Source organism: Streptomyces sp. NPDC050856 (assembly GCF_040653855.1).
GTDB lineage: Bacteria > Actinomycetota > Actinomycetes > Streptomycetales > Streptomycetaceae > Streptomyces.
The window spans coordinates 39,140-62,555 of sequence record NZ_JBFAGV010000035.1 but is presented as its reverse complement, the minus strand read 5'-3'; the positions used below and the strand labels follow the sequence as shown (position 1 = coordinate 62,555).

14 protein-coding genes and 2 pseudogenes are annotated in these 23,416 nt (G+C 73.7%); 7 read left to right on the top strand and 9 right to left on the bottom strand.

The features are described 5' to 3' along the window. Positions 1-77 precede the first annotated feature (77 nt). Positions 78-1,388: an extracellular solute-binding protein gene (locus AB0H53_RS25320; protein ID WP_362117633.1), complete on the bottom strand. Its 1,311-nt coding sequence runs from the start codon at positions 1,386-1,388 to the stop codon at positions 78-80. A gap of 248 nt (positions 1,389-1,636) precedes the next feature. Here AB0H53_RS25320 and AB0H53_RS25315 point away from each other — a divergent pair, with 248 nt between their 5' ends. Then, on the top strand, positions 1,637-4,414 hold the full coding sequence (locus tag AB0H53_RS25315) for a glycosyl hydrolase (protein ID WP_362117630.1): 2,778 nt from the start codon (positions 1,637-1,639) through the stop codon (positions 4,412-4,414). Between the two features lie 3 nt (positions 4,415-4,417). Here AB0H53_RS25315 and AB0H53_RS25310 read toward each other — a convergent pair whose 3' ends face one another. Together AB0H53_RS25310 and AB0H53_RS25305 are read right to left on the bottom strand one after the other, a co-directional pair. Further along, on the bottom strand, positions 4,418-5,458 hold the full coding sequence (locus AB0H53_RS25310) for a LacI family DNA-binding transcriptional regulator (protein ID WP_362117627.1): 1,041 nt from the start codon (positions 5,456-5,458) through the stop codon (positions 4,418-4,420). 204 nt (positions 5,459-5,662) lie between these two features. Further along, entirely contained in the window at positions 5,663-7,177 is a 1,515-nt protein-coding gene (locus AB0H53_RS25305; protein WP_362117624.1) for a M1 family metallopeptidase, read from the bottom strand. 311 nt (positions 7,178-7,488) lie between these two features. On the opposite strand from AB0H53_RS25305, the gene AB0H53_RS25300 reads away from it, so the two are divergent. The 4 genes from AB0H53_RS25300 (at position 7,489) to AB0H53_RS25285 (ending at position 14,713) form a co-directional block, all read left to right on the top strand. Then, entirely contained in the window at positions 7,489-9,411 is a 1,923-nt protein-coding gene (locus tag AB0H53_RS25300) for a Xaa-Pro dipeptidyl-peptidase (protein ID WP_362117645.1), read from the top strand. Then, the gene (locus AB0H53_RS25295; protein ID WP_362117621.1) at positions 9,408-10,739 is read left to right on the top strand and encodes a M14 family metallocarboxypeptidase; all 1,332 of its coding nucleotides are present in this window, start codon (positions 9,408-9,410) and stop codon (positions 10,737-10,739) included. Before AB0H53_RS25300 ends, AB0H53_RS25295 begins: the two co-directional genes overlap by 4 nt. A gap of 113 nt (positions 10,740-10,852) precedes the next feature. Further along, a complete protein-coding gene (locus AB0H53_RS25290; RefSeq protein ID WP_362117642.1) occupies positions 10,853-12,598 on the top strand; it encodes a BCCT family transporter in 1,746 nt (581 codons plus the stop codon). Positions 12,599-13,075: 477 nt separating this feature from the next. Beyond that, positions 13,076-14,713 carry an ABC-F family ATP-binding cassette domain-containing protein gene (locus tag AB0H53_RS25285; protein ID WP_362117619.1) on the top strand — a complete coding sequence of 546 codons (1,638 nt, stop codon included), beginning with the start codon at positions 13,076-13,078 and terminating at the stop codon, positions 14,711-14,713. Between the two features lie 37 nt (positions 14,714-14,750). Here AB0H53_RS25285 and AB0H53_RS25280 read toward each other — a convergent pair whose 3' ends face one another. Together AB0H53_RS25280 and AB0H53_RS25275 are read right to left on the bottom strand one after the other, a co-directional pair. Next, a complete protein-coding gene (locus AB0H53_RS25280; protein WP_362117616.1) occupies positions 14,751-17,147 on the bottom strand; it encodes a Tex family protein in 2,397 nt (798 codons plus the stop codon). A 149-nt stretch (positions 17,148-17,296) separates the two neighbouring features. Further along, entirely contained in the window at positions 17,297-18,160 is an 864-nt protein-coding gene (locus AB0H53_RS25275; RefSeq protein ID WP_362117613.1) for a hypothetical protein, read from the bottom strand. Between the two features lie 106 nt (positions 18,161-18,266). Between AB0H53_RS25275 and AB0H53_RS25270 the strand changes: the two genes are divergently transcribed. After that, the gene (locus tag AB0H53_RS25270) at positions 18,267-18,923 is read left to right on the top strand and encodes a DJ-1/PfpI family protein (protein WP_362117611.1); all 657 of its coding nucleotides are present in this window, start codon (positions 18,267-18,269) and stop codon (positions 18,921-18,923) included. Between the two features lie 6 nt (positions 18,924-18,929). Here the strand turns inward: AB0H53_RS25270 and AB0H53_RS25265 are convergent, their stop codons facing one another. Then, positions 18,930-19,673 carry an enoyl-CoA hydratase/isomerase family protein gene (locus AB0H53_RS25265; RefSeq protein WP_362117608.1) on the bottom strand — a complete coding sequence of 248 codons (744 nt, stop codon included), beginning with the start codon at positions 19,671-19,673 and terminating at the stop codon, positions 18,930-18,932. A 210-nt stretch (positions 19,674-19,883) separates the two neighbouring features. Here AB0H53_RS25265 and AB0H53_RS25260 point away from each other — a divergent pair. Next, positions 19,884-20,360: pseudogene (locus AB0H53_RS25260) on the top strand (ATP-binding protein); the annotation flags it as partial. Between the two features lie 300 nt (positions 20,361-20,660). Here the strand turns inward: AB0H53_RS25260 and idi are convergent. The 3 genes and pseudogenes from idi to AB0H53_RS25245 form a co-directional block, all read right to left on the bottom strand. After that, positions 20,661-21,254: an isopentenyl-diphosphate Delta-isomerase gene (gene idi / locus AB0H53_RS25255; protein ID WP_362117605.1), complete on the bottom strand. Its 594-nt coding sequence runs from the start codon at positions 21,252-21,254 to the stop codon at positions 20,661-20,663. Between the two features lie 305 nt (positions 21,255-21,559). Continuing rightward, positions 21,560-22,282 (bottom strand): annotated as a pseudogene (locus tag AB0H53_RS25250) (class I SAM-dependent methyltransferase); the annotation flags it as partial. 173 nt (positions 22,283-22,455) lie between these two features. Beyond that, positions 22,456-23,397 (bottom strand): cation diffusion facilitator family transporter, encoded by a 942-nt coding sequence (locus AB0H53_RS25245; RefSeq protein ID WP_362117603.1) that lies wholly within the window; start codon positions 23,395-23,397, stop codon positions 22,456-22,458. Between the last annotated feature and the right edge of the window lie 19 nt (positions 23,398-23,416).

The window sequence follows — 23,416 nt, the reverse complement described above, 5'->3', positions numbered from 1 at the left end:
GGGGCACCGGCCCTCCCCGGGCCCCCGGCCCTCCCCGCGCCCCCGGCCAACCCCGCCCACCCGGCGGTGGCGAGCCCTCACCCGATCGCGTTCTCGACGCCCCTCCTGGCGTTGGACCACGCCTTCCGGGGCGAGGTCCCCTTCCGCTCGACCTCGCTCAGCGCGTTGGTGATCTGGTCGGCGACGTTCTTGTCGTGCACGCCCAGGACCTGTACCGGCGCCGCCTTGGCCGCGTCGCCGAAGATCCTGCCGATCGGGGCGTTGGAGAAGTACGGGTCCTTGGCGCCGGCCACCTCGGCGATGGCGCCGGTCGCGGACGGGAAGTTGCCCTGCTTCCGGAAGAGCCTGGCCTGCTGCTCGGGCGCGGTGAGCCACCGGATCAGCTCGTACGCCTCCTTCTTGTGCTTGGCCGCGCGCGGCACGCTCAGGTAGGAGCCGCCCCAGTTCCCGGCGCCGCCGGGCAGTTCGGCGATGTCCCACTTGCCCTTGCCGGCGGCGCCGGCCTGGCCCTTGATGTAGCCGAGCATCCAGGCGGGACACGGAATGGTCGCGAACGACCCGGCGGCGAACGCCTGGTTCCACTGCGGTGACCACTGGTCGAGCTTGGCGCTCAGGCCGCTCGCCGCTGCTTCGGTCGCGGTGTCCCACGCGGTCCTGACGGCCGGGTTGTCCTCGTAGATCAGCTCGCCGGAGGCGTCGTAGTACCGCTCCTCCTCCTGCCCGATCATGATGGTGAACAGACTGCCCACGCTGTCCAGCCAGGCGCTGCCGGCCGGGGCCTTGGCCTTGTACTGCTTGCCCAGTGCGAGGTAGCCGTCCCAGGTGGTCCACTTCCGGGCCAGCTCGGTGCGGTCGGTCGGGAGGCCGGCCCGCTCGAACAGGTCGGTGCGGTAGCACATCGCCTCCGGCCCGACATCGGTGCCGAGCCCCAGCACCCGGCCGTCCTTCGTGGTCGCCGCCGACCACTTCGCCTCGGCGAACTCGCCCTTGAGCTGGTCGGCCCCGAACCTGGTCAGGTCCTCGAACTTGTCCGCCTGCCGCTGTGTGACGGAGGCGATCCGCCCGACCTCGACGGCCTGGACGTCGGCGAGGCCGCCGCCGCCCGCGAGCCGGGTCTGGAGCGACTTCCAGTAGTCCTGCTCGTCCTCGGTGTCGGTCTGCTTGATCCTGACCCCCGGGTGCAGCTTCTCGTACTCGGCGTAGAGCCCGGCCTCCTGGTAGCCGAACGAGCCGAAGAGGTCGACGGTGAGGGTGACCTCGCCGCCCGCGCCGCCGGACGCCCCGTCCGAGGCACCGGATCCGCAGGCGGCGAGCAGGGCTCCGGTGAGCGCGACCGCACCGAGTCGGACGGCGGCCCTCCTGAGAGTGGCGGCTCGGGCGATGGGCATGGGAAGCCTCCCTTGGCTTCGGCGGGGGAGCGGAGCGCCACCACTCGGTGAGAGCGCTCTCAGACCAGGCGTCTGGAGCGTGCCCCGGCGGCCCTGCTCCCGTCAAGACTCGAACGCGTAACGGTGGGCGGGACCGGCAACTCCCGTATCTGTCCCCTGTATTGACAGTCATGTTTCAGGAGTTTTACGTTCCAGGGCACCTGAGAGCGCTCTCGAACCGCTCTCCCGCCATCCCCGAGGTGCTGTCCATGCCATCCGCCCGCACCCGACCAGCGGCGATGCTCCTCGCCACCACTCTGGCCGCCGTCGGCCTCGCCGGCACCGCCGCGCCCCCCGCCGCGGCGGCCACCGTCCCCGTGGGGGCGGGAGGTTACTCCGACACCCGTCCCCCCGGAACCTCCGGTCCCACCACCAGCACCGGCACCCCCGTCACCCCCAAGGTCACCCCCGCCGCCCAGGGCAAGCCGGTGCCGACCAACGACTGGTGGTCGTCCCTGGCCTTCCAGCGTTACGGCGACAACCCCTGGTCCACCCCCATGTACGGCCACCCGCTCACCTACCAGGCCACCGCCGCCGGCCTGGACATCGGCCACCCCACCAGTCCGGCGGTCGTCGGCGACGGCCGCCAGTACGAGTACGCCCACAAGCGCGACCTCACCCTCGGCCTCACCGGGCTGAACTCCCCGGACACCAAGGCCGACTCCTGGTCCGACTGGACGGTCACGCCCTACTGGTCCGACGGCACCCGCACCCTGCGCACCACCATCGGCCACGGCCTGCCGTTCGTGTACGCCAAGGGCAGCGGCGGCAGCGCCCGCGTCACCACCGCCACCGCCCCCACCGTCTTCGCCGACCAGGGCAACGTCCTCGGCATCACCGTCGCGGGCCACCACTACGCGCTGTTCGCGCCCACCGGAACCGACTGGACCGTCTCCGGCTCCACCCTCACGGCCGCGCTCGGCACCAAGGACTACTTCTCCCTCGCCGTCCTGCCCGCCACCGACGCGCTCGCCACGTACCGCACGTACGCCTTCAGCTTCGTCACCGGCTCCCGTGCCTCCTGGAGCCACACCGGCGGCACGGTCAGGGCCACGTACACCCTCACCACCCAGCCCCAGGAGGGCACCGAGACCGGAACCCTCCAGGCGCTCTACCGCCACCAGTGGCTGCACACCACCGATCCGCTCACCCCGTACACCTACGTCTCACCGCGCGGCACCATGAAGGTGCGCGAGAGCACGGTCTTCACCACCGCCCAGCGCGCCGCCGGCGTCCTGCCCGCCCTGCCCAGGGCGTCCGGCACCGACCCGGCCCGGCTGCGCGGGTACCTGAACGAGGTGGTGAACGCCCCCGACCCGTTCTCCGGCGCCACCGACACCTACTGGACCGGCAAGGCGCTCGGCCGCCTCGCCCAACTCGTGCCGGTGGCCGAGCAGATCGGTGAGAACGCCACCCGCGACAGGCTCCTGGGCCTCATCAAGGGCCGCCTCCAGGACTGGTTCACGGCGGGCGGCGCGAATGGGTTCTCGTACGACCGGGTGTGGCAGACCCTGACCGGCTACCCCGCCTCCTACGGCAGCGACACCGAGCTCAACGACCACCACTTCCACTACTCCTACTACGTCTACGCCGCCGCGGTCGTCGCCCAGTACGACCCGGCCTGGGCCGCCGACTCCGCGTGGGGCGGCATGGTCAAGACCCTCGTGCGGGACGCCGCCAACCCCAGCCGCACCGACACCGCCTTCCCCTTCCTGCGCGGGTTCGACGTGTACGCGGGCCACAGCTGGGCCTCCGGCCACCAGGGCTTCGCGGCCGGCAACAACCAGGAGTCCTCCTCGGAGTCCACCAACCTGAGCGCGGGCCTGGTCCTCTGGGGCGCGGCGACCGGGGACACGGCCCTGCGCGACCTGGGGACCTACCTGCTGACCACCGAGGCCGAGGCCATCGCCCAGTACTGGTTCGACGCCGACCAGGAGGTCTTCCCCTCCTCCTTCGGGCACGACACGGCCGGCATGGTGTGGGGGAGCGGCGCGGCCTACGCGACCTGGTGGACCGCCAACCCCGAGGAGATCCACGGCATCAACGTCCTGCCGGTGACCGGCGGTTCGCTCCACCTGGGCGGCGAGAAGGCCGCCGTCCGCCGCAACATCGCCGAGATGGAACGCGAGAACGGCGGTCCGGCCGTCGAATGGCGTGACATCCTCTGGGAGTTCCAGTCGCTCGCCGACCCGGCCGCGGCCAGGGCGAAGTGGGACGCGGGCCACGCGTCGTACACCCCCGAGGCAGGCGAGTCCAAGGCGCACACCTACCACTGGATCAGCACCCTGGACGCGCTGGGCGCGCCCGACCCGACCGTGACCGGTGACATCCCGACCTCGGCGGTCTTCACCAAGGGCACGGTGCGGACGTACGCGGCGCACAACCACGGCTCCACCGCCCGCACCGTCACCTTCTCCGACGGCAGGACGCTCACCGTGCCGGCCCGCGCCACGGCCAGCGCGACCGGCCCCGGCGGCGACCCGGGCCCCGGCGAACCGGTCCCCGGCACCGGCGACACCTTCCAGCTCCGCACCGGTGGCACGCTGACCACCGCCACGGGCACCACGGCCGGCGGCGACACCATCGCCTCCGCGGGCGGGGCGAACCACGACGGGACCCCGCACCAGCCGCTGGTGTACGAGGCCAGGGGCGTCAACGGCACCCTGAGGCCGGGCGCCGCCACGGCCTTCCGCCTCCAGGTCGACGCGGGCACCGCGGTGGGGCTCGGCCAGCAGGCCAGGATCAGCTACGACCTCACCGGCGACGGCACGTTCGAGCGGACGGAGACGTACCACTACTTCGCGACCGACCCGGTGGCCGGCTGGGAGGAGTACACCCAGGCCCGCGGCCTGAAGGCGGCGACCGGCACGCTCGGCGACCTCAGGGGCGGCACCGTGCGCCTGGAGGTGTGGCACGCCATCGGCAACGGCACCGCGCGGCTCCTGACCGGCACGGACCGGTCCGTGGTGGTGATCCCCCACCAGTAGGGATCAGGCGGAGGCCCGCCGCACCAGTTCGGTGGGCGTGATCACCGAGCCCGGGGCGCCCGCCCCGGGCTCGTCGCGGTCCAGGCCGCGCATCAGCAGCCTGACCATCAGCCGTCCCATGCCCTCGATGTCCTGGCGGACGGTCGTCAGCGGCGGGTCGGTGAGCGGCGCCACCGAGGCCATGTCGTCGAAACCGACCAGCGCCACGTCCTCCGGCACCCGTCGGCCGCGCTCCCGCAGCACGCGCAGCGCCCCCGACGCCATCAGGTCGTTGGCGGCGAACACCGCGTCCAGGTCCGGCCGGCGCTCCAGCAGCTCGGCCATCGCCCGCGCCCCGCTCTCCTCGGTGAAGTCGCCCCGCGCCGTCAGCTCCGGGCCGGCGTCCAGCAGGACGTCCCGGTAGCCGTCGGTCCGGTCCAGCGCGGAGGTCTGGTCCGGCGGTCCGGCGATGTGGGCGACGCGTTCCCGGCCGAGCGACACCAGGTGCCGTACGGCCTGCCGCGCGCCGCCCCGGTTGTCGCAGTCGACGTACGGCACGGCCAGGTCGTCGGCCGCGCCCGGCCACCCCGGCCGCCCGCCGAACACCGAGGGCAGCCGCACCCGCCGCAGGACCGAGGGCAGCTCGTCCTCGTTGTGCACGGAGAAGGCCAGGGCGCCGTCGACATGGCCGCCGCCCAGGTAGCGGGCGATCCGCTCGTAGTCGCCGGGCCCCTCCACCCACAGCAGCACCAGTTGTGCGTCGTGCGCGGTCAGCTCACGGCTGATGCCCCGCACCTGCCGCTCGAAGAACGGGTCGGAGAAGATCCGGAACTCCGGCTCCGCGATGATCACCGCCACCGCGCCGTTGCGCCGGGTCACCAGGGTGCGCGCCGCGTGGTTCGGGATGTACCCGAGCTCCTCGACGGCCCGGCGGACCTTCTCCACCAGTGGCCGGCGGACCCCCGCCCCGCCGTTGACGACGCGGGAGGCCGTGGCCCGGGAGACCCCGGCTCGGGCCGCGACGGCTTCCAGGGTGGGACGGGACCCGGAGGACGGATCGGGCACGGCATGCTCCTCGGCGGCGCGGCGGGACCGTACGCGGTGGGCACGTACAGGGAGCAGCGTATCCGGTGACCGCCCTGGCAGAGAGCGCTCTCAACCGCTCGTCCGCCGTCCTCGCCCCGGTGCGGCCACCGCACGGCGGGTGGACCGCGGCGGGCCGCGCCGGGGAGCAGCCGTCCCGTCCGGGGCGGCTGCTCCCCACCCGCGTCACTCGTGGTCGTGTCCGTGGTCGTGGTCGTGGACGCCGTTCGTCTCAGCGATCTTCTTCCACGACTTCGGCTGGGCCGGCGCCTTGGCCGTCGACCGCGCGATCCGCGCCTTCGCGGCGGCCGGGACGCCCGGCTTCGACGGCTGGTACAGCCAGGTGTCGAAGAGGCCGGCCAGCGGCTTGCCCGAGACCCGCTCGGCGTACTTCACGAAGTCGGCCACGGAGGCGTTGCCGTAGGCGTTCTCGGCGGGCCAGCCCTTGAGGATGGCGAAGAAGTCCTCGTCGCCGATCTCGTTGCGCAGCGCCTGCAGGGCGAGCGCGCCACGGTCGTAGACGGCGATGTCGAACTGCTTGTCCGGGCCCGGGTCGCCCGGCTTCACCGTCCAGAACGGGTCGTCGGCCGCGCGCGTGGCGTACACGTAGTCCGCCAGCTCCTGGGCCGTGCCCTCCCCCTCCTTCTCCGACCAGAGCCACTGGCTGTAGCGGGCGAAGCCCTCGTTGACCCAGATGTCCTTCCAGTGCTCGACCGACACGCTGTCGCCGTACCACTGGTGGGCCAGCTCGTGCACGACCACCGAGACATTGGCGCCGTTGGCGAACTGGCGCGGGCTGTAGAACGGCCGGGTCTGCGTCTCCAGCGCGTAACCACTGGGCACATTGGGGACGTAACCCCCCAGCGCGTTGAAGGGGTACGGCCCGAAGACCTCCTCCAGCCACTCCGCGACCTCGGTGGTGCGCTCGACGCTGGCGCGCGCCGCTCCCGCGTGGTCGCCGAGGTCCTTGCTGTAGGCGTTGAGGACCGGCAGCCCGTTCGCCGTCTTGTCGGTGGTGACGTCGAACTTGCCGACCGCCAGCGTGGCCAGGTAGGTCGCCTGCGGCTTGTTGGAACGCCAGTTGTACCGCGTCCAGCCCAGCCGGGAGGACTGCGACTGGAGCACGCCGTTGCTGATGGCCTGGGTGCCGTCCGGCACCGAGACCGAGACGTCGAACGTCGCCTTGTCCAGCGGGTGGTCGTTGGACGGGAACCACCACACGGCCGAGTCCGGTTCCTGCGCGGCGACACCGCCGTCGCGCGTGCGGTGCCAGGCCGTCCAGCCGCCGATCTTCAGCTCGGACGGCTTGCCGGCGTACCGGACGACGACCGATATCGCCCGGTTCTTCTCCAGGGGCGCGGCCGGGGTCACCTCGAGCTCGTGGTCACCGGAGGCGGCGAACCGCGCCGTCTTGCCGTTCACCCGCACCTCACTGACCTTCAGGCCGAGGTCGAGGTTGAAGCGGGACAGGTTCTGGGTGGTGGTGGCGATGATCGTCGCCGTGCCCTCCAGCAGGTCCGTCTTCGGCTGGTACTTCAGGCGCAGGTCGTAGTGGGAAACGTCGTATCCGCCGTTGCCGCTGGCCGGGTAGTAGGGGTCGCCGATACCCGGGGCACCCGGAACGTAGTCGGCGGCCGATGCCGGGATCGCCAGCAGCAGGGAGGCCGCGAGAGCGCTCGGGACGATCAGTCTGCGGTGCACGTCAAGCTCTCCAAGTCGTATGGACGGAAGATCTCTTGAAGGCTATTCAGCCTCCTCGCACCCCGTCATGTCCATGGTCCCTCCTGTCACACGATCGCCATATGGCCGACATCGAGAACGATCGTCCGCCCTGTCCCATGCGCCGTTTTGATCCGTGTACGGCCCTCTGTCCCGCGCGAATCCGGCCGTGTACCTTCCGCCCCATGCCGATACGTGCGCGGAGCACCCTCCCCCGAGCCCTCCACCTCTCCCGGGCGGGAGCGACCCCCCTGCCGAGGAGAACCCTGGTCGTGGCGGCCGCGGCCGCCCTGATGTCCGTCCTGCTCCCGGCGGCCGGCGCGCAGAGCGCCCCGGCCCGGGAGTCCCGGCCCGTCCACTCCTACCAGAACGCCATCCGCGAGTCCGTCTGGGTGGACACCGGTCTCGACGGCGACCGGGACGGCAGGACCGACCGGGTCGCCGCCGACATCATCCGGCCGCGCGAACCCGCCCGGCAGGGCCGCCGGGTTCCCGTCATCATGGACGCCAGCCCGTACTACTCCTGCTGCGGGCGGGGCAACGAGAGCCAGAAGAAGACCTACGACGCCAACGGCGACCCGGTCCGGTTCCCGCTCTTCTACGACAACTACTTCGTACCGCGCGGCTACGCCTTCGTCGCCGTCGATCTGGCCGGAACCAATCGTTCCGACGGCTGCGACGACGTGGGCGGGCGCTCCGACGTCCAGTCGGCCAAGGCCGTCGTCGACTGGCTGAACGGCCGCGCCCGCGGCTACACCACCCGCACCGGCACCCAGCGCGCCCGCGCGACCGGCTGGACCACCGGTGACACCGGCATGATCGGCAAGAGCTGGGACGGCACCATAGCCAACGGGGTCGCCGCGACCGGCGTCGAGGGCCTCAGGACCATCGTCCCCATCGGCGCGATCTCCTCCTGGTACGACTACTACTTCGCCAAGGGCGCCCCGCTGTACGACTCCGGCCCCGACTGGCTCTCGCACTACGTCAACAGCCCCGACGCCCGCGCCCGCTGCGGCCACGTCCAGCAGCGCCTGGTCGACGGCGCGCCCCGCACCGGCGACCGGACCCGGCTGTGGGACGCGCGCGACTACGTACCGGACGCGCGGAAGGTGCGCGCCAGCGTCTTCGCCGTCCACGGGCAGCAGGACCTCAACGTCCGCGCCAAGCACTTCGGCCAGTGGTGGGACGCCCTCGCCGACGCGGGCGTCGAACGCCGGATCTGGCTGTCGCAGACCGGGCACGTCGACCCCTTCGACTTCCGCCGCGCCGAGTGGGTCCGCGCCCTGCACCGCTGGTTCGACCACTACCTGCTCGGCTACGACAACGGGACGGACCGCGAGCCCATGGGGCACATCGAACGCGCCCCCGACCGGTGGACCACCGACCGCGTCTGGCCACCGCGCACCACCCGGCCCACCACCCTGCGCCCCGGCGCGGGCGCGGCGGCCGGGGTCGGCACCCTCGGACTCACCCCGGCCCGCCCCGGCACCACGGAGGCCTTCACCGACGACCCCCGGCTCAGCGAGATCGAGTGGGCGTCGGCCGTCGACACCCCCACCCCGGCCAAGGCCGCCTTCCTCAGCCGCCCGCTCGGCCGCGACCTGCGCCTGTCCGGCTCCTCCACGGTCACCGTCACCGCCACGCCCTCCACCACCAGCGCCCACCTGTCCGCCGTCCTGGTCGACGTCGGCCCCGACACCATCCGTGACTACGCGGCGGCCGGCGAGGGCATCACCACCCTCGCCGAGCGCACCTGCTGGGGCGCGAGCACGGCGGGCGACAGCGCCTGCTACAAGGAGACCCGGGCCAGGACGGCCGCCGTGGACTTCACCGTCTTCGGCCGGGGCTGGGCCGATCTCGGCAACTGGGCCGACGAGCGCCGGGGCCGCCCGCTGACCCCCGGCAGGCCGTACACCATCACCCTCGACGTCGCCGCCGCCGACCATGTCGTCCCGGCCGGACACCGCCTCGCGCTCATCATCGGCGGCACCGACGCGGGCCTGATCGAACCGCCCCCCGGCTCCGCCGGTCCGCCCCCCGCCCTCACCCTCGACCTGGCCCGTACCAGGGCCGGACTCCCGCTCGTCGGTGGCGCCGCGGCGTACCTGCGCGCCACCACCGGCGCCGCGCCGCGCCTCGCCCCCCGTCAGGGCCCGCTCGCCGGCGTCGCCGCCCCCCGGCCCGGCTCCCCGATTCCCGGAGGCGACACCCGATGAGGCACCGCACACGCTCCCTGACGCCGCGCGTCCGCACCCTCCTGCTGTCCCTCGCCCCGGCCGCCCTCGCCCTGCCGCTGATCACGGCCCCCGCCGAGGCCACCGCCACCCCGCGCCCGCCCCGGACCGGCTTCGAGGCCAGCCACGGCGCCCGCTGGACCACCCAGTCCGAGGAGCGGCGCTTCCTCGCCGCCGTCGACCGGTCCAGCGACCACGTGTCCATGACCACCATCGGCACCACGAAGCAGGGCCGGCCCATCCGGCTCGTCAGGGTGGGCGCCGCGCGCGCGGACCACACCCTGCTGCTCATCTGCAGCCAGCACGGTGACGAGCCGTCGGGCCGCGAGGCCTGCCTGACCACGGTCCGGGACCTCGCCCACGCCCGGGACCGGGGGAGCCCTTCCGGCCGGACGGGGGACCTCAAGGGGTTCCTGTCGCGTACGACCGTCCTGGTGGTACCCACCGCCAACCCCGACGGCCTGGCCGCCGGCACCCGGGAGAACGCCGACGGCGTCGACATCAACCGCGACCACATCGCCCTGCGGACCGCCGAGGGCCGCGCCCTGGCCGCCGTCATCCGCGACCGGCGCCCCGACGTCGTGCACGACCTGCACGAGTACACCGCCACCCCGCCCCACTACGACAAGGCCCTGCTCTCGCTGTGGCCGCGCAACCTCAACACCCACCGGCACGTGCACGAGGAGGCCCACACACTGTCCGAGTCGTACGTCCGGCCCACCGCCGAGCGGGCCGGCTTCTCCAGCGGCGTCTACGGCATCTGGACCGACCCCGTCACCGGTGAGCCGGTCAAACAGGTGGCGGGCGACGGCCAGGAGCGCATCCTGCGCAACACCGCGGGCCTGAAGCACGCGGTCGGCCTGCTCGCCGAGACCCGGGTCGACCCCCTCACGGACGAGGAGAAGAAGGACCCGGCGCGCAACAACCGGCGCCGGGTCCAGACCCAGCTCGCGGCCCTGGACGGCCTGTTCGCCTACGACCGCGACCGGCGCGGCCGGATCGAGGCCGCCACCACGGCGGCCCGGCTGGCCGGCCTGCGCGACCGGGGCCCGGTGTACACCGGCGGCGCCGACAACGAGCCCGCCCGGCCCGGCCGGACGATCCAGGACCCGCCGTGCGGCTACCGCCTCACCCCCGGCCAGTACGCCGACGTCGGGGACGAGCTGGCCTTGCACGGCGTGGCCGCGAAGGCCGACCCCGCCGGGGCCTTCGTCCCGCTGCGGCAGTCCCGGCGCGCGCTGGCCGTCCTGCTGCTCGACAGCCGCGCGACGTATCGCATCACAGTTGGGCAACCAGTCGACGCCTGTTGATCCCGATAGGTGTAGGGCCAGTGTGGTAGGGGGTACCGGAGAGCGAAATCAAGCCAGGTGAACGAGGAAAGGTGCCGCCTGTGTCGCACGACGAACGCAAACCGGGGCAACGGATGCGGCTGCCGGTCAAGGCGGCCCTTCCGGGCCGCCATCCGCACGAGGACAAGTCGCCCGTGACGGACCGGGTGGTGTTCGGAGTGACGGCCGTGCTCACCCTGGCCTTCGTGGCGTGGGGCGCCACCGCCACCAAGACGCTGGAAAGCGTCTCCGACACGATGCTGAACGGTCTGATGCACAACGGCGGCTGGGCCTTCGTCCTGGCCGCCTCGGGCTTCGTCGTCTTCGCCCTCTGGCTGGCCGTCAGCCGGTACGGACGCATCCAGCTCGGCCAGGAGCACGAGGAGCCGGAGTTCGGCACCGTCTCCTGGGTCGCGATGATGTTCAGCGCCGGCATGGGCATCGGCCTGATGTTCTACGGCGTCAGCGAACCGCTCGCGCACTTCACCACCCCGCCGCCCGGCACCGACCCCGCCGACGCGGCCGACGCCATGCAGACCGCTCTCGCCACCACGCTCTTCCACTGGACGCTGCATCCCTGGGCGATCTACGCGGTGGTCGGCCTGGCCATCGCCTACAGCACCTTCCGGCGCCGCCGGCGGCAGAACATCAGCGCCGTCTTCGTACCGCTCATCGGCAAGAAGCGCGCCGAGGGCGCGCCCGGCCGGGTGATCGACATCCTGGCGATCTTCGCCACGCTCTTCGGCTCCGCCACCTCGCTCGGCCTGGGCGCGCTCCAGATCGGCAGCGGCATGCATGAGGTGGGCTGGCTGGACAGGGCCGGCACGGGCCTGCTGGTCGTCATCATCGCCGTGCTGACGGTCTGCTTCGTCCTGTCGGCGGTCTCCGGGGTGGAACGCGGCATCCAGTGGCTGTCCAACACCAACATGGTGCTGGCCGTGGTGCTCGCCCTCTTCGTCTTCGTGGCCGGCCCCACCATCCTGGTCCTCGACCTGATCCCCACCTCGCTCGCCTCCTACCTGGACGAACTGCCGCAGCTCGCCGGGCGCACCGAGGCCGCGACCGGCGGCGGCGACGTCGCCGACTGGCTGAGCAGCTGGACGGTCTTCTACTGGGCCTGGTGGATCTCCTGGACGCCCTTCGTCGGGATGTTCATCGCCCGCATCAGCCGGGGCCGCACGATCCGCCAGTTCATCGGCGGGGTGATCCTGGTGCCCAGCACGGTGAGCCTGATCTGGTTCGCCATCTTCGGCGGGACCTCCATGCACCTCCAGCAGCAGGGCCGGCTCGCCGCCGACGCCACACCGGAGGCACAGCTCTTCGGGGTGCTCCAGGAGTTCCCCATCGCCGGCGCGATGAGCCTCCTGGTGATGATCCTGGTCGGCATCTTCTTCATCTCCGGCGCCGACGCCGCCTCGATCGTGATGGGCACCCTCTCCCAGAAGGGCACCTTCGAACCGGCCCGGCTCGTCGTCGTCTTCTGGGGCGTGGTCACCGGGGGCGTGGCGGCCGTGATGCTGCTCGTCGGCGAGGGCAAGGGCGACGCGCTGGCCGGCCTCCAGCACCTGACGATCCTCGTCGCGGCCCCGTTCGTGCTGGTCATGATCGGCATGTGCGTCGCCCTCATGCGCGACCTCCGCCGTGACCCGCTGATCGTCCGGGGCGAACTCGCCGAGGAGGCGGTGGAGGAAGCGGTGATCGCGGGCCACGAGAAGTACGAGGGCGACTTCCAGATCCGTATCGGCCCCGCACCGGAGGGAACCCGGGCCCCGGACGCGGGCGGCGACGCCGGTTCCGGCCCCGGGCCGGGCACCGACCCGGGGCGGACCGGCTCCGCGTGAACGAGCCGCCCGGCGGCCGGCACGGGAGGCCCCCGGCCGCCCCACCGCACGACCGGAACCCCACAGCAGGCCGCCGCCCCGCTCTCCCGGCAGCCCGCTGACGGCGGTCCCGCTCGGGCCGGCCCGGCGCGAACAGCTCCCCACCCGCCTCGCGCACGAGCTGTCCGGGCCGGGCCGCCGCCCCACCGAGCGCGAGGTCGACGACGCGCCGCCCACAGCGCGCGAGGACCGCTCCGCCCCGCTCCGCCGCCTGGCCGTGGCCGGCCTGCTGCCCCGCACCGGGGACGGCGGCGGTCCCGTGCCCCGGCCCGGGAAGAACGGCACGGGTCCGGTGCGGGGCGGCCACGGGACGGCGGACCGTGGTGCCGACCGGCTCCCCGGCGGCGGTGCGGCGCACGGACCCTCGCCGCCGCCCCGCCGGCGCCACATCCCGGCGCCCGGCGGCGTCCGGGGGACAGGCTCTAGGATCGACCCCTGATGACTGCCACTCTCGTCGCCAAGGACCTCGCCGCCGGCCACGGCGAACGCGCCCTCTTCTCCGGCCTCGACCTCGTCGTCGCACCCGGCGACGTGATCGGCCTCGTCGGCGTCAACGGCGCCGGCAAGTCGACCCTGCTCCGGCTCCTCGCCGGCCTGGAGACACCCGAGCACGGGGAACTGCGCCTCTCGCCGCCCACCGCCACCGTCGGCCACCTCCCGCAGGAGCCGGAGCGCCGGGCGGGCGAGACGGTACGGGACTTCCTCGCCCGCCGCACCGGCGTCGCCGCCGCCCAGGCCGCGATGGACGAGGCCGCCCAGGGCCTGGTCGAGGGCCGGCCGGGCGCGGACGACGCGTACGCCGTCGGCCTGGAACGGTGGCTGGGCCTGGGCGGCGCCGACCTGGACGAGCGGGCCGACGAGGTCGCCGGCGCGCTCGGCCTCACCGTCGGTCTCGACCAGCCCATGACCTCCCTGTCCGGCGGCCAGGCCGCCCGCGCCGGCCTCGCCTCACTGCTGCTCTCCCGCTACGACCTCTTCCTCCTGGACGAACCGACCAACGACCTGGACCTCGACGGCCTGGAGCGGCTGGAGGGCTTCGTCCAGGGGCTGCGCGCCGGGACGGTCGTCATCAGCCACGACCGCGAGTTCCTCGCCCGCACCGTCACCAAGGTCCTCGAACTGGACCTCGCCCAGCAGCGGACCCGGCTGTACGGCGGCGGCTACGAGGCCTACCTGGAGGAGCGGGAGACCGCCCGTCGGCACGCCCGGGAGGACTTCGAGGAGTTCGCCGACAAGAAGGCGGCGCTGGAGGGCCGCGCCCAGATGCAGCGGTCCTGGATGGACAAGGGCGTCAAGAACGCCCGCCGCAAGGCCGCCGACAACGACAAGATCGGGCGCAAGTTCCGCAGCGAGGCGAGCGAGAAGCAGGCCGCCAAGGCCCGCCAGACCCAGCGCATGATCGAGCGCCTCGACGTGGTGGAGGAGCCCCGCAAGGAGTGGGAGCTGCGCATGGAGATCGCCGCGGCGCCCCGCTCGGGGGCGGTCGTGGCCACCCTGCGCGACGCCGAGGTCCGCCGTGGCGACTTCCGGTTCGGTCCCGCCTCGCTCCAGGTCGACTGGGCCGACCGGGTCGCCATCACCGGCGCCAACGGCGCGGGCAAGTCCACGCTGCTGGCCGCCCTCCTCGGCCGCCTGCCGCTGGACGCGGGCCACGCCTCGCTCGGCTCGGGTGTGGTCGTCGGCGAGGTGGACCAGGCGCGCAAGCTGTTCCACGGCACGGAGTCCCTGCTGGACGCCTTCTGCGCCGCCGTACCCGACACCGAACCGGCCGAGGTGCGGACCCTGCTGGCCAAGTTCGGCCTGAAGGCCGCGCACGTGACCCGCCCGGCCACCACGCTCTCCCCGGGCGAGCGCACCCGGGCGGCGCTGGCCCTGCTCCAGGGGCGCGGGGTGAACCTGCTGGTCCTGGACGAACCCACCAACCACCTCGACCTGCCGGCCATCGAGCAGCTGGAGTCGGCCCTGGAGTCCTACACCGGCACGCTCCTGCTGGTCACCCACGACCGCCGGATGCTCGACGCGGTGCGCACGACCCGCCGGGTCGAGGTCGCCGCCGGCGAGGTCGTCGAGCACTGAGCGGGCCGGGGCGGCCGGAGGTGCCCGTCACCGCCGGTCAGCGGCGGCCCTTGCCGCCGTCCAGCAGCCCCGCCTTGCGCAGGGCGTCGGCCATCGCGCCGTTCGCCGGCGCGGGGGCCGCGGACTGCCGCCCGCCACCACCACCGGCGCCGCCGCGCCGCTCACCGCCGCCCCGCCGGTCGCGGCCGCCACCGCCCTGGCGCTGCTGCGGCGGGCGGCCGCCCCGGTCCCGCTCGGCCGCCGGGGCCTGCCCGCCCGTGGCCGCCGCCTCGTCCTCCAGCCGCAGTGTCAGCGAGATCCGCTTGCGCGGGATGTCGACGTCCAGCACCTTGACCCTCACCACATCGCCCGGCTTGACCACCTCGCGCGGGTCCTTGACGAAGTTCCGGGACATCGCCGACACGTGGACCAGGCCGTCCTGGTGCACGCCGACGTCCACGAAGGCCCCGAACGCCGCCACATTGGTGACGACGCCCTCCAGCACCATCCCCGGCGCCAGGTCGCCGATCTTCTCGACACCCTCCTTGAAGGTGGCCGTCCGGAACGCCGGCCGGGGGTCGCGCCCCGGCTTCTCCAGCTCCCGGAGGATGTCGGTGACCGTCGGCAGACCGAAGGTCTCGTCCACGAAGTCGTCGGGCCGCAGCGACCGCAGCACCGAGGCGTTGCCGATCAGCGAGGCGACCTCGCCGCCCGTGGTCTTCACCATCCGCCGCACCACCGGATAGGCCTCCGGGTGCACGCTGGAGGCGTCCAGCGGATCGTCGCCGCCCCGGATGCGCAGGAAGCCCGCGCACTGCTCGTACGCCTTCGGGCCGAGCCGCGGCACGGCCTTGAGCGCCCTGCGCGACCGGAAGGGGCCGTTGGCGTCCCGGTGGGCCACGATGTTCTCGGCCAGGCCGGCGCTGATGCCCGACACCCGCGACAGCAGTGGCGCGGACGCGGTGTTGACGTCCACCCCGACGCCGTTCACACAGTCCTCGACGACCGCGTCCAGCGACCGCGACAGCTTCACCTCGGACAGGTCGTGCTGGTACTGGCCGACCCCGATCGACTTGGGGTCGATCTTCACCAGCTCGGCCAGCGGGTCCTGGAGCCGCCGCGCGATCGAGACGGCGCCGCGCAGCGACACATCCAGCCCGGGCAGCTCCTGGGAGGCGAACGCGGACGCCGAGTACACCGAGGCACCCGCCTCCGACACGACGACCTTGGTCAGCTTCAGCTCCGGGTGCCTGGCCAGGAGCTCACCGGCGAGCTTGTCGGTCTCCCGGGACGCGGTGCCGTTGCCGATGGCGATCAGCTCGACCGCGTGCTCCTTCGCCAGGCGCGCCAGCTTCGCCAGCGCCTCGTCCCACCTGTTGGCCGGAACGTGCGGATGGACGGTGTCGGTCGCCACGACCTTGCCCGTCGCGTCGACCACGGCGACCTTCACACCCGTACGGAAACCGGGGTCGAGCCCCAGGGTCGCGCGCGTCCCGGCCGGCGCCGCGAGCAGCAGGTCGCGCAGGTTCGCCGCGAAGACCCGCACCGCCTCGTCCTCCGCGGCCGTGCGCAGCCGCAGCCGCAGGTCGATCCCCAGGTGCACCAGGAGACGGGTGCGCCACGCCCAGCGCACGGTGTCCGCCAGCCACTTGTCGCCCGGCCTGCCCCGGTCGGCGATGCCGAAGCGCCGCGCGACCGTCCCCTCGTAGGTGGAGGGGCCCTCGGCCGGCTCCTCGGGCTCCAGCACCAGGTCGAGGACGTCCTCCTTCTCGCCCCGCAGCAGGGCGAGCACCCGGTGCGAGGGCAGCGCGGTGAAGCCCTCCGCGAAGTCGAAGTAGTCGGCGAACTTGGCGCCCGCCTCCTCCTTGCCCTCCCGCACCCTGGCCACCAGCCGTCCCCGGGTCCACATCCGTTCCCGCAGCTCGCCGATCAGGTCGGCGTCCTCCGAGAACCGCTCGGTGAGGATCGCGCGGGCGCCCTCCAGCGCGGCGGCCGGGTCGGCCACGCCCTTGCCGGCGTCGACGAACGCGGCGGCCGCCGCGAGCGGCTCCACCGACGGGTCGGCCAGCAGTCCCTCCGCGAGCGGTTCCAGCCCCGCCTCGCGGGCGATCTGCGCCTTGGTGCGCCGCTTCGGCTTGAACGGCAGGTAGATGTCCTCCAGCCGCGCCTTGGTGTCGGCGAGGCGGATGCGCTCCGCCAGCTCGTCGGTGAGCTTGCCCTGCTCGCGCACGGAGCCGAGGATCGCGGCCCGCCGCTCCTCCAGCTCCCGCAGGTAGCGCAGCCGCTCCTCGAGCGTGCGCAGCTGCGCGTCGTCGAGCATCCCGGTCGCTTCCTTGCGGTAGCGCGCGATGAACGGCACGGTCGACCCGCCGTCGAGCAGCTCGACGGCCGCCCTCACCTGCCGCTCGCGTACGCCGAGTTCCTCGGCGATCCTGCCTTCGATGGACGTCGTCACGGTGTCCCGACTCGCCTTCTCGCGCCTCAAGCTTGCGCCTGCATTCTGCCGGTCCGGCGGGGGCGGTGTCGCGCCCCGCTCCGCCGGCACCCCCGGGGAAGTGCCCCGGGTGTGTGCCGGCGAGCGGCACTCGCCGGTCCGGCGGCCGGTCAGCCCTTGCCGCCGAGGTCCGCCGGGAAGGCGCCCGCCGCCACCGCGGCGGCCAGGAAGCCGCGCCCCAGCCCGGTGAGCCGCTCGACGTCCTCGGCGCCCAGGTGCTCGTAGGGGGCGGAGTCCAGGCGGTCGGTGTGGTCCTCCAGCTCGTCGCGCAGCGCGGCGCCGGCCTCGGTCAGCCTGCCCTCGCCGTCCAGCAGCCCGCGCCCGCGCAGCCGCTCGGCCGCCGCGTCCCAGTCGGCCCGCCGCCAGCCGCGCGTCGACAGGATCCAGCCGGGTGCCATGCCCTTGCCGGTCGCGGTGTGGCTGACCAGCGCCTCCAGCGGGTCGAGGCCCACGGAGAGCAGTGCGGCCAGGTGCGCGTCGCCACGGTGCTCGCGCAGCAGCGTCGCGGCGTGCCAGTAGGCGAGGTGCGGCTGCTCGGGCACGGGCAGGTCGGCGTGCGCGGCGTACAGCGGCCGGGCGTGCCGGGTGCACGCCTCGGTGGCGCGCAGGGCGAGCCGGGCGGCCTCGGCCATCTCGGCCGACTCCACCGCCGCGTCGCCCAGCAGCCGCCGCAGCGTCCGGTCGGCGGCGCGCAGCCGAGCGGCCAGTACGGCCTCGGGGGAGGCGGTCCGCCAGACGGCGGGCAGGTGGCGGGCGACCAGCTCGTGGTTGAAGTTGTAGAAGGCGGCGGTGACCGCGCCCGGTCCGACCGCGCCCATCGCGGCGGCGCGTCCGGCGAAGTACGCGGCGCTGGGGTCCTCGACACCGAGACCGGCCAGCTCCTCGGCGAAGTCCGGCGAGAAGTACACCGTCGAGTGGAGCGGGTTGAGGGCGTTGTGGCAGCGGCGGCCGGCGCGCGGGGGCAGAGTCGTCATGCGCCAACATTACCGACTGGTTGGTACGCCGAAAGGGGGCGGGCGGCAGGAAAGGAGGGCCCTTCGTCATTGCGGCCATCCAGCCCGCCGCCCAAGGATGAGGGACATGACGAAGCGACCCGTACTCGTCGTGCTCTTCGACGGCGTGCAGAGCCTGGACGTCACCGGTCCGGTGGAGGTGTTCGCCGGAGCGTCCCGCCTCAGCGGCGAACCGGTGTACCCGATCCGCACCGCCTCGCTCGACGGATCGCCCGTCCGCACCACCAGCGGCCTGCGGCTGGCCGCCGACGGCTCGCTCGCCGACGCCTGGCGGCTGCCGCCGCACACCCTCCTGGTCCCCGGTGGCGAGGGCACCCGCGCCCCCGACCCGCGCCTGATCGAGTGGCTGCGCGCCCACGCCCCGCGCGCCGAGCGGCTGCTGTCGGTCTGCACCGGCGCCCTCCTCCTGGCCGCCGCCGGACTCCTCGACGGCCGCCGCGCCACCACGCACTGGCTGTCGATGGACCAGCTGAAGGCCCTCGGCGCCGAACCCACCGGCGAGCGGGTCGTCCTCGACGGCAAGTACGTCACCGCCGCCGGCGTCTCCTCCGGCATCGACATGGCCCTGCACCTGGTGGGCCGGGTCGCGGGCGACGAGACCGCGCAGACCGTGCAGCTGATGACCGAGTACGACCCGCAGCCGCCGTACGACGCGGGCTCCCCGGACAAGGCCCCGGCCGCGATCGTCGCGCGCTGGCGCGGACCGGGCCGGGAGGTGTCCTGACGGGCCTCAGGACCCGTACGTGAAACGCGGCGCGCGGCGCTCCAGGAAGGCGGCGACACCCTCCTCCGCCTCGCCGCTGTCCCGCGCCCGCTCCGCCCAGTACGCGTCCCGGTCGGTGCGGCCCGACGCGAACTCCTTGGCCGCCGCCTGCGTCAGCCGCGATCGGGCGGTGAGAATCCGGGTGAACTCCGCCACCCGCCGGGCCAGTTCTCCGGCCGCCAGGACCTCGTCCACCAGACCGGTGCGCAGCGCCCGCCCGGCGTCGATCAGCTCGCCGGAGAACAGCAGGTACTTGGCGGTCGAGGGGCCCACCAGGGACACCAGCCGCCTGGTGGAGGAGGCGGGATAGACGATGCCGAGCTTCGCCGGGGTGATCCCGAAGAGCGCGCCCTCCTCGGCGAACCGCAGGTCGCACGCCGTCGCCAGCTGGCCGCCGCCGCCCACGCAGTAACCCCGCACGGCCGCCAGCGTGGGCCACGGGAACGCGGCCAGCGCCTCCTCGGCCCGGACCGCGAGCGCCTGCTGCTCGTCGCCCGGCTCGCGCAGCGTGGCGATGTCGGCCCCGGCGCAGAAGGTGTCCCCGGCCCCGGTCAGCACCAGCGCCCGTACGCCTCGGTCGGCCGCCAGCGCGGTGAGCAGCGCGGGGAACGCCCGCCACATGGCCGCCGTCATGGCGTTGCGCTTGGCGGGGTTGCTGATGACGACGGTGGCGACCCCGTCGGCGACGGTGTGCTCCAGCTGCGGCTCCATGCGCGGGATGCTATCCGGGGTGCCAGGGCCGGGAGGCGGGCGGTCGGCCGGCGCGCACCGCGTCCGCCATGTCGACAAATCCGCCAAAAGACAAACCCGATTGGTCGCACGGCCGACGTCGCCATGCGCAGGCGATCAGAAGAGGTCGATAACTGCCGACTTCTAGTCACTTGGCCGGATAGGCACCGTTCAGTGCCAACACTCGGTTCCGTGGCGACTATCGAGCACGAGGGTGACAGACGGACCGGGGAGAGCCGCGGGCGGGACCCGGTCCGTCCGGAGTCGTACGAAGGGGTCTGGCGCTTCACCGCTCCGGCGGTGGACGTCTCCGTACCGCACGCCCGGCGCGCGGTGCGGGACCTGCTGACCGACCGGCGCGTACCGGCCGGCGAGGACCTCCTCCACGGCCTGCTGCTGATCGTCTCGGAACTGGTGACCAACGCCGTACGGCACGCGGCCGTGCTCTCGCCCGAGATCGCGGTCGAGGTCGCCGTCGGCGCGGAGTGGGTCCGGGTGTCCGTGGAGGACAACCATCCCTACCGCCCCAGGGCCATGGAGACCGACTGCGCCCGGACCGGTGGGCGGGGCCTGCTGCTGGTGCGGGAGATCACGCGCGAGGCGGGCGGCGAGTGCGACGTCGAGCAGACCGCGGGCGGCGGCAAGGTCATCTGGGCGGCCCTGCCCCTGAGGTGCGCGGTGGCCCCGGACCCCGCACATCCGGCCCGGCCTGCCGGTCCGGTGCCGCCCGCCGGGCCGCCCGCCGGCGCCGCGTTCCCGTCCTGCGGCCGCCCCGGCCCGGACCCGCCCCACCGGCCCGCGGCGGTCCGCTGGAGCCTGTTCGGCTGCCGCGCCCGGAGGGCCCCGGACGGGCCTACGGCCTCGCCGAGCTCACCGCCCCGGCCCGGCCGCCGGCGCCGGGGGGACCGGAGACGCCCGCCCACGGCCAGGCCGGGCCCGGCGGGTCCGCCGGGCCGGTGGTGGCGGACGTCACCAGCCCCCGGTCTCCCCGGTCAGTTCCTTGATCGCCGGGCGCGCCGCGTCCAGCACGGTCATGAACCAGGCGGAGAACGGCGACGACGCGTGCCGCTCGGCGAGTTCCCGCGCCGTCACCAACGCGGTCTCCTCCACCTCCTCCGGGTCCGGCCGGGGCGGGGCCTGCACCAGCCCGACGAACAGGTGGTTGTACTCCTGTTCCACCAGGCCCGAGTCCGGGTCGGGGTGGTTGTAACGGACCGTGCCCGCCGCGGCGAGCAGCGAGGGCGAGACGCCGAGTTCCTCGTGGGTGCGCCGGGCGGCCGCCGCGAACGGCGCCTCCCCGGGGTAGGGGTGCCCGCAGCAGGTGTTCGACCAGACCCCGGGGGAGTGGTACTTGCCCAGCGCCCGGCGCTGGAGCAGCAGTCGGCCCTGCTCGTCGAAGAGGAACACCGAGAACGCCCGGTGAAGCTGGCCGGGCGCCTGGTGCGCGGCCAGCTTCTCCGCCGTACCGATGGTCCTGCCGTCCTCGTCGACCAGTTCGAGCATGATCGACGGCTGGTTTCCGGTCGACGAGCTGGTCGCCGCGGGGGCTGGTGTGGTCGGCATAACCATCCTTCGCTTCGGTTCTCGGCCCGGTGGGGCATTCTCAAGTCTGCCGTACAAAAGCCGCTTGTCGGCACAGGACGGCCGCCACCGCCCGGGGGTGGCCCGCCTGATCGACGCTCTCCACGCATCAGACGCCGAACGCCGCCGGAAAGATGATCGTTCCCCGCGCCGGCGTCCCGGAACCCCTGACGGGACCGGCGTCCTGCCGCCGGTGACACCTCACCCGGCGCCCGGACGCGGGGGGCGACGCCGGCGGGCGCGCCCACCGGTCGCCGCGTCCACCCGCCCCCGCGTCAGGGGGCGCCGGCCGGCCGCAGCACATGGCCGGTGTAGCCGTACTCGCCACCGTGCGCACGGCGCACGGCGATCTCCTCTCGGGTGGCGGCCAGCGCCTCCGCCATTCCGGGCAGGGCCGGATCGGCGGCGTCGGCCCGCGCCTCAAGCGGCCCGTAGTACTCCGCCCAGTCGCTCTCGGGCTGGGCGTACGTACCCAGCACCTGGTAGCCGGCGGCGATCGCCGCCGCCACGTTCTCGGCGGTGGTGCGCAGCGCGTAGTGGCGGTCCCAGAAGGCACGCGCCCGCGCACCGGGTTCGTCGGTCGTCCATTCGCACTCGGTGACGACCAGCGTGCCGCCGGGGACCAGCAGCCGCCGCCAGGAGGCCAGCGCCCGGTCGAAACCGATCGAGTACACCGAGCTCTCGGCCCACAGCAGGTCGAAGGACCGGTCGGGGAACGGCAGGTCGCCCATGTCGGCGCGGACGGTACGGACGGAGTCGGCCACCCCGCGCGCCGCGGCGGCCTCCCGCAGCTCGGCGAGGAACGGCTCGTGCAGGTCGAGGGCGGTCACCTCGGCGCCCGCCTCGGCCGCCAGCAGCAGCGCGGCCCGCCCGGGGCCGCAGCCCAGGTCGAGCACCCGGGGCCGGGGCGGCAGCGGTCCGGCCAGGGACAGCAGCCGGCGGGTGGTGTGGTCGGAGCCGGGGCCCTGCCGGGGAAGGCCGTGGTGCAGGGCGAAGAAGGCGTCGTTCAACGGGGGAACCCTTTGGTGTGAGCGGGTCCCGGCTGACGTGCGGAGAACGGGTCAGCCGAGGACCCGGGAGCTGGAGGCGAACCGGATGCTGCCCGGGGCAGCGCTCACCGCGGCGGTCATCGACCTCAGCTCCTCTCACGGGTACGGCGTTCGAACGGACACCCTAACAGGGGTCAGTGACACAGTTTCGGCTCGTGTTCGGCATGACCGGTCGGCTCCAGCTGGAACGTGCAGTGCTCCACGTCGAAGTGGTCGCCCAGGCACCCCTGGAGCTCGTGCAGCATCTTCTCGTGGCCCACCGCGTCGAGCGCGTCGGGGTCGACGACCACATGCGCCGACAGCACCGGCATCCCGGACGTGATCGTCCAGGCGTGCAGGTCGTGGACGTCCTCCACCCCGGGCAGGGCCAGTATGTGCGCGCGGACCTCGGTCATGTCGACGCCCTTGGGCGCCGCCTCCAGGAGGACGTCGAGCGTCTCGCGCAGCAGCTTGACCGTGCGCGGCACGATCATCAGGCCGATGACCAGGGAGGCGATGGGGTCGGCCGCCTGCCAGCCGGTCGCCAGGATGATCCCGGCGGAGATCAGCACCGTCACCGAACCCAGGGCGTCGGCCAACACCTCCAGGTAGGCGCCCCGCACGTTGAGGCTCTCCTTCTGCCCCCGTACCAGCAGGGAGAGCGACACCATGTTGGCGACCAGGCCGAACAGCGCGAAGGCGATGGCCACGCCGCCCCGGGTCTCGGCCGGGGTGATGAACCGCTGCACCGCCTCGACCAGGAGATAGCCGCCGACGCCGAGGAGCAGCAGGCAGTTGGCCAGCGCGGCCAGTATCTCGGCGCGCGCGTACCCGAAGGTGCGGTTGCCGGTGGCGGGGCGGCCGGCGAAATGGATCGCCAGCAGCGCCATCGCCAGCCCCACGGCGTCGGTCGCCATATGGGCCGCGTCGGCGATCAGCGCCAGGGAGTCGGCGACGAGGCCGCCCACGATCTCGGCGACCATGACGATGAGCGTGATCGTCAGCGCGATCCGCAGCCGCCCCCGGTACGCGGCGGCCGCGGTACCGGTCGGCGGCGGGCCGCCGTGCGTGTGCCCGTGGTCGTGCCCAGCCCCCATGAAGACGCCTCCCGGTGAT